Below are 13,924 nucleotides of genomic sequence, written 5' to 3' on the forward strand. Positions count from 1 at the left end.
CTCAAGACGCTTAACTATTCAGCATAGAATTGTTTATTCTGTTGATAATAATATAAAAGAAATCATTATCTTGTCAGCTTAGACACTCTATGAAATTCTGTCTTTTTTTCACTGAATAAACCTTGATTAATCAAGGTACACGATTCTATCTAATTCCATGTATCAACAACTTAAATTAAACTCTTTTTTTTATTATTATTTTTGAACTCAAAAATCCAATGCTAAAAGAACTTAACAATAATATAAGTGTAGGTTTTACTTGGTTCATTCCTCCGTTGTAAAAATAATCATGAAATAGCCATAAACCAATAAAAATAAAGATAATACTAATAATAAATCCTAAAATATAAAATAATAAAGTACGAGAAAGAGAATTAGATTTTTTTCCTTTTTTATTAGGTGTATCATATTTAGCATTTCCTCCAGCATTAACTCTTGCATACATAGAGCCTTCAATATTGCTATCACTTTCATATCTTTTTTGTTTATCTCGTTCACTCATTGTTATCACCAACCTTTATTTTATGTGAAATCGTTCATTACGTACATTACATTTTAATATATTGTCTTTTTTAAATAGTGCAGCTCTATACGATTTCCTTTCCGGTCACACTACAATCTATAGATTATTAGAATAAAAAAATTACATAAATTATTTCATTAAGACGCACTGTAAGTGTGTCTAATATAACAAAAAAAGTCCATTAAGGACCTTTTTTTTAAAAGTAAAGACTATTCATTCATATTCTCAGATGATTGATTCGACATCATTTCTTCTAATAATCCTTCATCATTATTAATATTGAGAGAGTTAATCTTACCGTTATCCATTTCAACTCTTCCATTCACTATACTAGATCCTTCTCTATTTGATTCGTTAGTATAATTTACAGTTACATCAAATTCAAAGCGATCTACATTCTTATCATCTTGAACAATGTTAATCTTATCTGTTGTTAGGATATAATTAGCTTTATCTGCCTCATCAGAATACCTATAGCCTTCTCCGCTAGTTATAAAAAATTTTTCAAATCCATAATCAGTAAAATACTCCCCATATTTGTCTTCTATATAGTCATCAAAATCATTTCCCTCATCTTTAACAGCAGTAGATATTTCTTCAGAATCTTGATCAATAATCGTAGCATTATCAAAATCATATAACTTAGATAATAGCACCTTATCAGGTGCATTAAGTGTTTTTTCTAAAACTGTTTCTATAACTTCTATGTTTTTATTATTTTTATTACTTAACTTCTCATCAGAATTATTTCCGCAACCAAATAAAGCAAGAACAGTTATAGTGTTTAATAGGAGCAAAGAGTGAGTAGTTATTTTTTTCATAAATATCATTCCTTTCTTACTTATTATTTTTTCTTCTTCTTCTTCTCCAACTAATGATATATCAGTATTGATTTTATGTGGTAAAATGTTAATAATAAGTAACAAAAAAGGATGGATATTGTATGGATACTGGAAAAGTGATTAAGTCTATCAGGTTATCTAAGAAGTTGAAATCAAAAAACGTCTATAGTACTATTTTAAGTCGTCCTGCACGTTCAAGATTTGAAAAAGGACTAAGTGACACTACTTCTAAAAAATTATTTGAAATATTATCTAATTTAAATATTTCTTTAGAAGAATTTTATTTCACCTACAATAATTACAAGATAGAAGATAACCATGATTTTATTACTCAATATTCAAAATATTTTTACTCAAACGATATAGAAAGTTTGAGAAAATTAGAAAAAAGTACTATAGAGAAATATTGGACTACAAATCAAATAAAATTTTGCCATTACTCAGCATTAACAAGTTTAACAATAAGCTCTATTTTAGAAGAAAAGCCTAATTTAAAAAATGTAGAACTATTAAAAGAATACCTTCTAAATTGCGAAGAGTGGACTTACTATGAGCTTGTTTTGTTTACTAACTCATTAGACTTTTTTTCTGAAGAACTATTATTGGTACTTTACAAGCATGCCAAAAATAAACTAGAACACTTTAGCTTATTAAGAAGATATAACAATGAAGTGTTTTCTTTGTTGTCTAATATTTTAGTACTATTTATTACAAAAAATAATGTTAGCCAATCTGTCTTTTTTTACCAGGAACTTAAAAATAGTGTCTCTGAAACGACTAATAAGATGTATGAGAAAACAATGTTAATTTTTTTCAAAGAATTGATCAATATAATGAATTCAACAGAATATGATGATCAAAATATAGCGAAAATTATTTCCCTATTTAATTATTTAGATATGCCTTTTAAAAGAAAACAGTGTATCTCGTTAGTTAAAGTAGTAAAAAGTAATAATATATGACCTTGATTTAAAAAGGTTTAGGATACAAAATTCTATGCAATTTCATGTATCAAAAAAGTAAAATTTAAATACTAAAAATTATATAGTTTGTAAGCTTTAGAAGTAAAAAGGTACAATTAAATAGAAAATAATTTAAGAGGAGTTGATTTTTGTGCAACCAAAAATTCATCTATTCAAATAGCGATCAGCCTACCTAATGGACACGAAAGAAGTTGTAGGAAAGGATATGTAGAAGCTCTGTCGCTAGATCTAAGAAATAGAGAGAATAACCCTAACCGTCCAACAGATTTACCTAATGGTCACGGGAACAGTTATGACAGAAGATTTTTTGACGCAATAAATAACTTACAATAAAAAATTAGTAGATACTGATTATCCATTAACGTTTGCTAATAGCGTCATTTTTAAAAAGCCCCCTGCTGTGAGCCAATCCCCAAAAGCTAGACCTGAAAAATTTAATTTTTGGGGGTCAACTCATTTAAGAAGGCTCCAGGCACACGTCTATAAAGTATCTTTATGTATTCACTTATTCACTGATAATTGTCTTTTCTATACCCAATTTCTAGCATTAAAATAGTAACTGTTTCATCATCAATATCCGCTATTAAACGATAATTTCCAATTCTATAACGCTATTCATTTGAACGGTTAGCGACTAATCCTTTTTCATGCTGTCTAGGATCTGTATAATTGACTAGATTTTTTTAATCCACCCCACAATTTAAAGAGATTGGGCTTATCCATTTTTTCTAGCGTTTTTTGAGCTTCCTTTTCAAACTCTACTTGATAGCTCAAGCTCATATCAATCAGTCAGCTCCTTCAACATATCTTCAAAGGAAATACTTTGAGAATGCTCTTTGTGCTCTTTCATAGCCTGGTGATATAAATCCAAATCAATGTCATCTTCTATTTTTTCTAAAACAGAGTTTCTAAATGGAGCAGAAACGGTAATATTTTTAGATTTAGCGTATTCTTTAAGTGGTTTTTCTTCTTGAGAATCAATTCTTAATGATAGAACAGTCATTAAAATCAACCTCCTTTTTTGTATATACAGTGTAATACGAAAGTAGGAGGTCTTCAATTTTTTACTCTGTACAATTTTATATATCAATAGACAGAAATGTTCCTAAATATATTATTTATGATGGTGTAAAATAACACGATCCTATTGAAATTCGAGGAGACTAATAGTATGGATTTTAGATTAGCAGTTATGAATGATTTACCTCAGATTAAAAATGTGTACAAAGAAATAATTAAAAGTATGAATGATAATCAAATTCAGATATGGGACGATGTTTATCCTTGCTCTTTTTTCAAAGAGGATATAAAAAATAATAAATTGTACTTGTTATTAAACGATGATGAAATTGTAGCTGCGTTTGCCTTATGTGATACAAACTCAGGTGAGAGAAGTGTGGAATGGAAATATAAGGGTGAAAAAAATTTATATTTAGATCGTTTAGGAGTAAATGTGAATTATTCAAGAAAAGGAATCGCCAGTTTAATGCTTACTAAGGCAAAAGAAACAGCAAAAAAATTAGGAGTAAAGCATCTGCGACTTTTTGTTGTTGATACAAATAAACCTGCTATTCGTCTGTATAGTAAGAGTGGATTTGTAAGGGCTACGGGAATTTACGATGAGGTTATTGCTGATGATTTTATTTTACATGAATATGGATATGAAATAAAACTTTGATTATCTCAATGAATGTTATTATCTTTTCTCATAACTTCTAGAAAACTTTAGGACAACAATATTACCTTATTTACTATTTTTCAAAATAAAGAAAGGTTGTGGTTTTATCAAAAAGAAACGACTATTTTTTACTGCTGGTATTTTATTAGCACTTTTTCTTATTTTATCAAAGGTTATGGAGTCTGATAAACTAATACAGGTTGGAAGCCAAGTAGATGAAACAAGTTACAAATTTTCTAGAGAAATAAAGGATAAAAAAAAGATAGCTGAATTTGAAAATTGGTTTGATGAAATTATATTTACTGAGGGACTAGACGAAATGAATGGGTATGCAGATATAATAGTACTAATACGTCATGATAACGACGGTACATTTACAAACCCTATTAGTGTCTGGTTTGACGAAGATGAATCAACAGTAGCAAATGGCATAGGTTCCGAAGGTAGAACAGGTAAACTATCTAGTTCTCAGTTAAAAGATTTACGGAATATCATAGATTTAAAGTGATTTAACTAGATTCTAGATACACATAGTTACAAGCAATTTCATGAGTTTACTACGTCATTTATCTGTATCGAGTAACTCAACTAATTTTCTAACTAATTTTATTAATTAGAAAAAGGTCTTCTCACCTCATGTATAAGGTGAGAAGACCTTTTTTAAAAAACTAATTTCCTTAACACTGGACGGTTACAAAACATCATTTTTTATATTACTAATTATTTTAGAAATTAGTGAATTATGATAGTCTAACGAATCTATAAAAAAGATTTGCGGTAGTTTATCTTTTAAGATTATTTTTTTTTGCAGTCCAGGAGCACAAATGACAAAATCATACTGACGAGAAATTATTTCTTCTAAATCAGCTCGAGTATCATCCTTTACAACACTAACCGGATAGTCTAATTTTACTAATTCAGCTTTTAATGTATCTAGATATCGTTTCCCTTTTCCAATACCCAAGAATGAAAAATCCGCGAAATCATAGTCTTCGGCGAAAACAGTTCTGTCGGTCATTGCAGGTACTTGATAAATGAGTATGCCATATTTCATAAACTAACTCCCTTATTCTTTTGATATAATTATATGCGTTTATAATACACAATACAAGTATGACTAAAAAGGTGTTCTCCAAAATAGCTAGGCAATACAAAGATTTCTTATTTTAAATAAAGTCTCTTCTAAAGAAAGAGGCAAAGAAAATAGCTAGTTTTTACATTATAGAGCTTAACCAAAATTTGTGTTGGTATACTAAATTATGCCAAATCTTTACTAGCACGCTCTCTGATTTTGTCTAATCTTTTCAGACACTTTTTCACTATATTAAAAAATAAGATAGGCATGTATTTAATTTCTTGTTGACAAGTAAACTTGGTATAAATAGACTTAGATTGCAAACAAAACTTGGCGAGGTGAATAAGTGGAAAAAGAAGAGATTTTGAAAAGGTATCGTAAAACAGGAGAAGATGAAAGGAAGACAGATGTAAATACTCAGTCAGATTTACAAGGGTTTTATGGATTAAGCTTTTTATCTTTACTAATAATGGGATATCAGATTTACCGAGAGTTACCATTTGGAGATATTCCAGCTTTATTATTTGTTTTTTTATCAGTAGGGGCTTTCTTTCGCTATAAAGCGAGCAAAGAAAACCATTATCTTTGGATGAGTATCGTTACGGGTCTACTTTGTATTAGTCTTCTCGTATGGTATATCATTCAAACATGGTGAATGGAGGATTTTATGGAAACAGATGAATTGATCCTTCAAAATCACTTGAAAGAAGTAAGAAAAGCTGCTAGCTTATCGCAACGGGAATTAGCAGAAATAGTAGGAGTCTCTCGTAACACAATCAGTTCTGTAGAAACGGGACAATTTAATCCAACAGCTAAATTAGCATTAATTTTATGTGTTGCTTTAGATAAAAAATTCGAAGAATTATTTTACTTTTAAGTAGGATAATATAAAAAATTAGGATATATTTAATAGAATTGGGTAGTTTTGATGGAAGTATATCTAGAAAACGTAGTCTAAAAAACAGCATTAGTTGATATGAATGAAACGTTGTCAGATTTAAGTGCATTAAAAGTAAACTCCAAAGATAAGTCGAGGATAAGGATATCCTCAGAGACTGGTTTGCTAAGTCACTTTTTGTCGTTCGGTTTTACTAGTATCCTTTATTAAAAATTAAAAGAGAACCTCAATTATGGGTTCTCTCTACATCCTATTTAGTTAATAATCTAATTGTCTCAAATATAAGAGAAGATTTTTATCGTTATCTAATTTAAAATTATATTGACGGATTTTACTTTCTAGTTTCTTATCTATTCTAGATTGTTTGCTAAATAAGTTGAGAATAAGATAGATTAATTCAGAGAAAAGAGAAAGTGATCCACCCGAGCCTAGCTCTACTCCAATTAACTCATCGTCGGTTAATTTTGTTTTGACTAGTTTTTTAACTTTATCGTTGTATTCCCCTTTAATAAGAATATAGAATTCTCTTTTACGTAAGGCCTCCAATAACTCATCATCATTACGAACGTCATGGTAAACCATAGTATCCTTCTTCACATCATTTCCCCCTCTAATCGTTCAATCAACCAGTGTTCTTGTCCGTTTAATTGTAACCGAATTCACATGAGAGAACAATAGAATAACGAATTAAAGTCCTCTTCATTTTTATGGCCTAAAAGCGTACCAGACAAAAATAGCATAAACCATAAAAAGAATAGAAGGAACATAGGCTATAAAAAGTAAAACAGAAGACAATTTAATCTTTTTATAAGCAATAAAAATGAAGTTCTTTACATGAAGGACTAAAAAGAATAAAGCCACAAGCAATAAAATAAATTGAGCTATTCCAATTGGATAATATCCAAAGTAGATAGGAATAGTTGCATAAATAAAGTAGGTTCCCAAAAATAGACAATTTAGGATAGCTAGAATGAAATAATTTTTCTTAATACTCAAAACAATCGATTCCTCCTTTTTAATTCTACAAACTAGATTTTAAGACACTCACTGGATTAAGTATACTAATAGAAAGAAATAAAGAAGTTTTTTTTAATTGATTAGAGACTAATCGTATCTTTAGTTGAATTGTTAAGAACAAAAGATTAAAATGAAACCGTATTTACAACTAGATAGCAGCTAGATATAAAGAAGGAAAAATAATGAGCAAACAAATTCCAAAAGCTATAAAGGTAGAAATGGTTGCAAGTATCCTAAAAATTGAATTTGATAATGCTAAGGTCAAATTTCTCAGATCTCACTATAATAAAGATATAGTGGATTCTTTTTCTCTTAAAAAAGGAAAAAAGAAAAGATTTAATCTTCTTTTAGCAGCAAATAATAGTTGGTTAGGTAGTGAGACAGCTATTGAAAGTAATGGAACTGTTATTTTGAATGGAAAAGATAGTTACACACGAGAAGAGCTATGGAATGAAAGCAAAGTTCATATCGCTTATTTAGCTGAATAATTCATTCTGTTATATTCTAGTCTGACACGGATAAGCATTCTCACTTTATCTATCTTACGCTGAGTTTCAAAAGAGGATAGAGGCTAGTTTTAGCTAATTTATTTTTAGTATTTTTTATTTTAATGGTATACTTAATCAGAAAATAACATAAAATCAATAGAGAAAATAATGGAGAAAATGAAAAGGAGCGAATAAGAATGGGACAAGAAAAATTAAAAAATCGAGCAGATGTTCTTGAAGAATTAACGTGGGATTTAACCGCTCTTTACGAAACAACGGAAGATTTTCAGAAGGCTATCGAAGAAATGAAAGCAGCAACAGATAAATTTTGTCGCGATTATGAGGAACAGTTGAATGATGCTAAGACTATCGGATCAGCTTTAAAAGAGTATGAACAAATTATGCAATCAGCTTCTTTAATCAATCATTATGCTTTTTTACCAGAAGCCGCAGATATTACGAATCCAGCTAATACAGAGCTTTCTCGTTTTGTAAATAATTTATTAGCTGAGATAAATACTCAATTATCATTCTTTGATTCTGAATTAATCGGAAACGATTCAGATATTCTTCAGCAAGTTGCACAAATAGAGCCATCCTTTGCTGCTTATATTCGACACATTAAAGAAAAAAAGAGCATTCAATTGGATCCCTCAGTAGAAAAAGCACTAGCGCAACTCGGTCCAGTATTAAATGCACCTGAATCTATTTACGAGCAAGCTCGCTTAGCAGATATGGATTTTGGCAATTTTACTGTTGATGGCAAAGAATACTCATTAAGTTTTGTTTCTTACGAAGAATATTATATGTATCATAGTGATACAGCTATTCGCCGTGCAGCTTTTGATAAATTTTCAGCCGTTTTAGCCAATTATCAAAATGCAGTAGCAGAAACGTATTATACACAAGTACAAAAAGAAAAAACGTTAGCTACCATGCGAGGTTTTGATTCAGTATTTGATTACTTATTATTTGATCAAGAAGTAGACCGTGACTTATATAATCGTCAAATCGATACGATTATGGATGATTTAGCTCCAATTATGCAAAAATACATTACACATGTTAAAGAAGAAAATAAGTTAGATAAAATGACGTATGCTGATTTAAAAATTGATTTAGATTCAACGTATTCATTAAATGTAACGGTTGAGGAGTCTAAAGAATTAGTCGCTGATGCTTTAAGTGTTTTAGGTCAAGACTATGTAGACCTAATTTTAAAAGCTTACCCAGAGCGCTGGGTAGATTTTGTTCAAAATAAAGGGAAATCAACAGGTGGTTTTTGCACTAATCCTTACGGTAAGCATCCTTATGTTCTAATGTCTTGGACAAATCAACTGTCTGATGTGTATACGTTGATTCATGAATTTGGCCATGCCGGACAAGCGATATTATCTGCAAATGCTAACTCTATTTTAGGTGAAGAGCCATCGCTTTATTTAATAGAAGCACCGTCTACCTTCAATGAACTATTGCTAACTGATTTATTGAAACGAAACAGTACGGATGCTCGCAAAGAACGATTTGCTTTAACAAACATGTTAACAAATACGTATTTCCATAACTTTATTACGCATTTATTGGAAGCAGCCTATCAAAGAGAAGTTTATCAATTGGTAGATGCAGGGAAAAGTTTTGATGCGGCTAAATTGAGTGAGATTAAAAAAGCTGTTTTGACTAAATTCTGGGGTGATGCTGTTGAAATAAATCCCGGTGCTGAACTGACGTGGATGCGACAAAGTCATTATTACATGGGACTTTATTCTTATACGTATTCAGCAGGATTAACGATAGCAACGCAAGCTTTCTTGCGAATTAAAAAAGAAGGTCAGCCGGCCATTCAAGAGTGGCTAGAATTTTTAGCACTAGGCGATCAATACGAACCTGCAAAAGCAGCGTTAGTCGCAGGGGTAGACATCACAACAACGAAACCATTAGATGATACAATCAACTATTTAGCTAATTCTGTAGATAGAATTATTGAATTGAGTAAAGAAATAAAGCAGTAATTAAAACGACTGGTGCAATCAGAGAAAAACGATAAAAACTAGCTAAACCTCTTTTATTTCTTAACAAAACTTGTTAAACTAATTTAAATGGAAAGGGGATGGCGTATGAAACGTTTTTTTTCTTCTATAGTGCTCATAATCGTGGCATTAATAATAGGTTTCTGGCTAGGTAAGACAGATGCGTTACAAGGTACTTGGGTCGGAGATACTCTTTCTGATACTGTAGAAAAATTTCCTACTCTTGAATCAATCCAATCTACCATAGAAGGTGAAGGTTCTTTTAAAAAAGGGAAGCCAACTCCTGGAAGTCAAGTACAAGAATCAGTAGCGGTAGCTAAACCAGAAGTGGAAATCAACGAAAAAACAGCGACGATTGATTATCAACTGCTAGAAAACACTATTTTTGATTTATTAAATCAAGTTCGCCGTGAAAATAATGTAGCTGAATTAACACCGAACGCTCAATTAAAAAAAGCTGCTCGAAAACGAGCGAAAGAAACAGAGCAATCTTTTTCTCATACAAGACCAGATGGTAGGGATACATTTACTATTCTTGAAGAAGCAGACTACCAGTACATCTATCAATTAGCTGGTGAAAATCTAGGAATGGCTACAAATTATCTAGATGAGACAGGGATGGCGGAGTTATTGTCTGATGGTTGGGTGGATAGCCCAGGACACTATGAGAACATGATTCATAAAGACTTTGAAGAAATAGGGATTGGTGTTTCTTTTGATGGAGAAAATATTTACGCTGTTCAACTTTTTGGAACACCAATGGCGAATTGAAACTCATTTTAACTTGTTTATATTCCTATGAAAATAGTGATGTAAGCAAGTTTTTTTATCAAGTAAATATTTTTACTTAATAAGTGATTTGAAGTTTACTAAACGAATAGACTATGGTATATTTCACTTGGTAAGCGATTCCAAAAAGGTGAAAAGGAAGTATACATAGAAAAGGGGTAAATCAATATGAAAAGTCGTGAAAAAAAACAAGTGACGAGAGTCAATACTCTATTACATGGTGGAGACTATAATCCTGATCAATGGTTAAATCGACCTGATATTTTAGCAGATGACTTAAAATTAATGAAATTAGCGCACACAAACACCTATTCCATCGGCATTTTTGCGTGGAGTGCATTAGAGCCTGAAGAAGGTGTCTATACATTTGATTGGCTAGATACTATTTTTGAAACAATCCATCAAAATGGTGGCACGATTATTTTAGCAACACCAAGTGGTGCAAGGCCGGCTTGGCTATCCCAAAAGTATCCAGAAGTATTGCGTACCAATGAGTTACGATTAAAACACCTCCAAGGTGCACGTCACAACCATTGTTTTAGCTCACCCGTTTATCGAGAAAAGACACAACACATTAATCGATTATTAGCAGAACGTTATGGCAATCATCCAGCCTTATTGATGTGGCATGTTTCCAATGAATACAGTGGAGAGTGCCATTGCGACTTGTGCCAAGTAGCATTCAAAGAGTGGTTAAAAGAAACGTACAACAATGACTTAGCAGCCTTGAACGAAGCGTGGTGGGGCCCTTTTTGGAGTCATACTTTTAATAGTTGGTCACAGATTCAATCGCCTTCCCCAATAGGAGAAGATGCCGTTCATGGAATGAATTTAGACTGGCGTCGATTTATTACGGATCAAACCATTAATTTTTATCAGAATGAACTGGTTCCCTTACGAGAACTGACGCCAACTATCCCGGTTACGACTAATTTTATGGCAGATACAGATGACCTTATTCCTTATCAAGGATTGGATTATGGGAAATTTGCTAAACACGTTGACGTGATTACTTGGGATGGTTACCCTGCTTGGCATAATGATCGAGAATCAACAGCTGATTTGGCTATGAAAGTTGGGTTTATTGATGATTTGTACCGTAGTTTAAAGCAACAGCCTTTTTTACTGTTAGAATCGACACCGAGTGCTGTTAGTTGGCATGAGGTGAACAAAGCTAAACGTCCTCAAATGCACTTATTGTCGTCGATGCAAATGATTGCTCATGGCTCAGATAGCATTATGTATTTTCAGTGGCGTAAGTCTCGTGGTTCTTCTGAGAAGTTTCATGGTGCAGTGGTGGATCACGATAATAGTCCAGAAAATCGAGTGTTTAAAGATGTAGCAGAAGTCGGGAAAATACTAGAAAGTCTTTCAGCTATTGCAGGAACAACTAGACCAGCAGATGTTGCTATTTTATATGACTGGGAAAACAATTGGGCGCTAAATGACGCACAAGGATATGGGGCAAAAACAAAGAATTATACTCAAACAGTACAAGAACACTACCGTACGTTTTGGGAAAAAGATATACCAGTCGATGTGATTATGAAAGATCAAGACTTTTCTTCTTATAAACTAGTTGTCATACCAATGCTGTATTTATTAAGTTTAGAGACCCTTTCACGCTTGAAAGAATTTGTAGCACATGGTGGAACAGTTGTTTCTACTTATCTGACAGGAATAGTAGATGAGCATGATTTAGCGCACTTAGGCGGTTGGCCAAAAGATCTACAAGATATTTTTGGAATAAATGTGGTAGAAACAGATACACTTTATCCGTCTGATTACAATAAAGTGCGTTATGGTGAAAAAGAATACGAACTAAAAGAGTACGCATCGATAGTAGAAGTAAAACAAGCAGAAATTAAAGGCGAATACTTGGAAGATTTTTATGCTCATACACCAGCTATTACTAGTCATTCTTTTGAAAAAGGTAAAAGCTATTTTATTGGTGGTCGATTAGAACGCTCTTTCCATAGTGATTTTTATGGTGAAATAATAAAAGAGCTGAGACTAACGCCAGTCTTATCTGTCCGACATGAAAAAGGTGTTTCTGTCCAAGCTAGACAATCTGAAACAGAAGATACTATTTTTGTAATGAACTTTTCAGAAGAAACTCAAGTTGTCTACTTTGATCAACCGGTTTGGGATAGACTCAATGAAGTAGAATTAGTTGGAGAAGTAATGCTAGAAAAGTATGCTGTAAAAGTAGTGACCGTCCCTTTAGAAGATAATAGCCAGTAAAAATAGTGCGTTACTTCAAGTGAATGGAAGAGAGACAACTTTTTATAATTTACTAAAATTTACTTGATTTATTTTACTAGAAGAAATAAAATAGAAGAAACAATACGAATAAGAGGAGATTAATGATGGAATTAAAAGGCCTAAAAGAAAAGTTTGTAGAACTATTTGGTGACAAAGAATTGAAAGCGTTTTTCGCTCCAGGACGAATCAATTTAATTGGTGAGCACACTGACTACAATGGTGGGAACGTTTTTCCTTGTGCTATTACATTAGGAACTTACGGAGTTGCAGCTAAAAGAGAAGATACGACAGTAAACTTGTATTCTGAAAATTTTCCAGATTTAGGTGTTATTTCTTTTGATCTATCTGATTTAGCTTACCGTGAAGAAGATAAGTGGACCAATTATCCTAAAGGTGTATTGAATTATCTAAAAGAAGCGGGACACGATATCTCAACAGGAATTGACGCAGCAATTTATGGCACTATTCCTAATGGTGCTGGCTTATCTTCATCCGCTTCAGTTGAATTATTAATGGGGATTATCTTAGAAGATTTATTCAACTTAGAGTTAACTCGTCTTGACTTAATTAAAACTGGTAAAAAGGTGGAAAATGAGTTTATTGGAGTAAACTCTGGTATTATGGACCAATTTGCTGTTGGTATGGGAGCAGAAGATAAAGCCATACTACTTGATTGCAATACCTTAGAGTACGAATTGATTCCAGTAGAACTTGGTGACCATAAAATTGTCATTATGAATACAAAAAAACGTCGAGAACTGGCAACATCTGACTACAATTCAAGACGTAGCGAATGTGAGCAAGCCTTAGAAGAGTTACAAAAATTTGTTCCTGTTGCTTCGTTGGGTGAACTGGATGAAGCAACATTTGAAACGTATGAAAACCAATTGTCGAATCAAACGATTAAAAAGCGTGCAAGACATGCAGTTACTGAAAATCAACGGACAATTAAAGCAGCAAAAGCACTAAAATCAGGTGATTTAAAAGAATTTGGCTTATTAATGAATGCTTCGCATATCTCTTTGAGAGATGACTATGAAGTGACGGGCGTTGAATTAGATACATTGGTCCAAGCTGCTTGGGATCAACCAGGAGTTATAGGAGCACGAATGACTGGAGCTGGCTTTGGTGGTTGCTCACTTGCGATAGTAGCTAATGACCAAATTGACCCATTTATTGAAAATGTTGGTAAACGATATGAAGCAGAAATCGGCTACCCAGCTGAGTTTTATATTGCAAGTATTAGCGATGGCGCAAAAGTGCTATAAAGAGTACTGAAATACGTTTGTTGTGTTCACTTGATGAGGTTAGTATCCGACATCTAGTGAGCATGATTGGC

Annotated in this window: 16 protein-coding genes; 10 read left to right on the plus strand and 6 right to left on the minus strand. The window is 32.3% G+C overall.

Going from position 1 to position 13,924, the window contains the following annotated elements; genetic code table 11:
• Nucleotides 1-175: 175 nt before the first annotated feature.
• A complete protein-coding gene (locus ACMHYH_RS01255) occupies nucleotides 176-502 on the minus strand; it encodes a hypothetical protein (protein ID WP_414839593.1) in 327 nt (108 codons plus the stop codon).
• 230 nt (nucleotides 503-732) lie between these two features.
• Nucleotides 733-1,449, minus strand: a complete 717-nt coding sequence (locus ACMHYH_RS01260) for a hypothetical protein (RefSeq protein WP_414839594.1) — start codon at nucleotides 1,447-1,449, stop codon at nucleotides 733-735.
• A gap of 17 nt (nucleotides 1,450-1,466) precedes the next feature.
• On the opposite strand from ACMHYH_RS01260, the gene ACMHYH_RS01265 reads away from it, so the two are divergent.
• Entirely contained in the window at nucleotides 1,467-2,327 is an 861-nt protein-coding gene (locus tag ACMHYH_RS01265) for a hypothetical protein (RefSeq protein ID WP_414839595.1), read from the plus strand.
• 802 nt (nucleotides 2,328-3,129) lie between these two features.
• Here ACMHYH_RS01265 and relB read toward each other — a convergent pair.
• Nucleotides 3,130-3,351 carry a type II toxin-antitoxin system RelB family antitoxin gene (relB, locus tag ACMHYH_RS01270; RefSeq protein ID WP_414839596.1) on the minus strand — a complete coding sequence of 74 codons (222 nt, stop codon included), beginning with the start codon at nucleotides 3,349-3,351 and terminating at the stop codon, nucleotides 3,130-3,132.
• A gap of 168 nt (nucleotides 3,352-3,519) precedes the next feature.
• Here relB and ACMHYH_RS01275 point away from each other — a divergent pair, with 168 nt between their 5' ends.
• Entirely contained in the window at nucleotides 3,520-4,026 is a 507-nt protein-coding gene (locus ACMHYH_RS01275) for an N-acetyltransferase family protein (RefSeq protein WP_414839597.1), read from the plus strand.
• A 175-nt stretch (nucleotides 4,027-4,201) separates the two neighbouring features.
• The gene (locus ACMHYH_RS01280) at nucleotides 4,202-4,534 is read left to right on the plus strand and encodes a hypothetical protein (RefSeq protein WP_414839598.1); all 333 of its coding nucleotides are present in this window, start codon (nucleotides 4,202-4,204) and stop codon (nucleotides 4,532-4,534) included.
• Nucleotides 4,535-4,717: 183 nt separating this feature from the next.
• Here the strand turns inward: ACMHYH_RS01280 and ACMHYH_RS01285 are convergent, their stop codons facing one another.
• Nucleotides 4,718-5,080, minus strand: coding sequence for a hypothetical protein (locus ACMHYH_RS01285; RefSeq protein ID WP_414839599.1), 363 nt, complete (start codon nucleotides 5,078-5,080; stop codon nucleotides 4,718-4,720).
• 367 nt (nucleotides 5,081-5,447) lie between these two features.
• Between ACMHYH_RS01285 and ACMHYH_RS01290 the strand changes: the two genes are divergently transcribed.
• A complete protein-coding gene (locus ACMHYH_RS01290) occupies nucleotides 5,448-5,756 on the plus strand; it encodes a DUF6442 family protein (RefSeq protein ID WP_414839600.1) in 309 nt (102 codons plus the stop codon).
• 12 nt (nucleotides 5,757-5,768) lie between these two features.
• Nucleotides 5,769-5,978, plus strand: coding sequence for a helix-turn-helix transcriptional regulator (locus ACMHYH_RS01295; RefSeq protein ID WP_414839601.1), 210 nt, complete (start codon nucleotides 5,769-5,771; stop codon nucleotides 5,976-5,978).
• A 279-nt stretch (nucleotides 5,979-6,257) separates the two neighbouring features.
• On the opposite strand, the gene ACMHYH_RS01300 is transcribed toward ACMHYH_RS01295, so the two are convergent.
• Both ACMHYH_RS01300 and ACMHYH_RS01305 read right to left on the minus strand, forming a co-directional pair.
• Nucleotides 6,258-6,596, minus strand: a complete 339-nt coding sequence (locus ACMHYH_RS01300; RefSeq protein WP_414839602.1) for a hypothetical protein — start codon at nucleotides 6,594-6,596, stop codon at nucleotides 6,258-6,260.
• A 108-nt stretch (nucleotides 6,597-6,704) separates the two neighbouring features.
• On the minus strand, nucleotides 6,705-6,995 hold the full coding sequence (locus ACMHYH_RS01305) for a hypothetical protein (RefSeq protein WP_414839603.1): 291 nt from the start codon (nucleotides 6,993-6,995) through the stop codon (nucleotides 6,705-6,707).
• A gap of 203 nt (nucleotides 6,996-7,198) precedes the next feature.
• Here ACMHYH_RS01305 and ACMHYH_RS01310 point away from each other — a divergent pair, with 203 nt between their 5' ends.
• The 5 genes from ACMHYH_RS01310 to ACMHYH_RS01330 all read left to right on the plus strand — a co-directional run bounded on the left by ACMHYH_RS01310 (nucleotide 7,199) and on the right by ACMHYH_RS01330 (nucleotide 13,853).
• Nucleotides 7,199-7,504, plus strand: a complete 306-nt coding sequence (locus ACMHYH_RS01310) for a hypothetical protein (protein WP_414839604.1) — start codon at nucleotides 7,199-7,201, stop codon at nucleotides 7,502-7,504.
• Between the two features lie 197 nt (nucleotides 7,505-7,701).
• On the plus strand, nucleotides 7,702-9,513 hold the full coding sequence (pepF, locus tag ACMHYH_RS01315) for an oligoendopeptidase F (protein WP_414839605.1): 1,812 nt from the start codon (nucleotides 7,702-7,704) through the stop codon (nucleotides 9,511-9,513).
• Between the two features lie 141 nt (nucleotides 9,514-9,654).
• Nucleotides 9,655-10,302 (plus strand): CAP domain-containing protein, encoded by a 648-nt coding sequence (locus ACMHYH_RS01320; protein WP_414839606.1) that lies wholly within the window; start codon nucleotides 9,655-9,657, stop codon nucleotides 10,300-10,302.
• A 186-nt stretch (nucleotides 10,303-10,488) separates the two neighbouring features.
• Nucleotides 10,489-12,564 carry a beta-galactosidase gene (locus ACMHYH_RS01325; protein WP_414839607.1) on the plus strand — a complete coding sequence of 692 codons (2,076 nt, stop codon included), beginning with the start codon at nucleotides 10,489-10,491 and terminating at the stop codon, nucleotides 12,562-12,564.
• 125 nt (nucleotides 12,565-12,689) lie between these two features.
• Entirely contained in the window at nucleotides 12,690-13,853 is a 1,164-nt protein-coding gene (locus tag ACMHYH_RS01330) for a galactokinase (protein ID WP_414840320.1), read from the plus strand.
• The last annotated feature ends 71 nt before the right edge of the window (nucleotides 13,854-13,924 follow it).

The sequence above is a fragment of the Carnobacterium sp. TMP28 genome (assembly GCF_047553015.1).
In the GTDB taxonomy this organism is placed as follows: Bacteria; Bacillota; Bacilli; order Lactobacillales; family Carnobacteriaceae; genus Carnobacterium_A.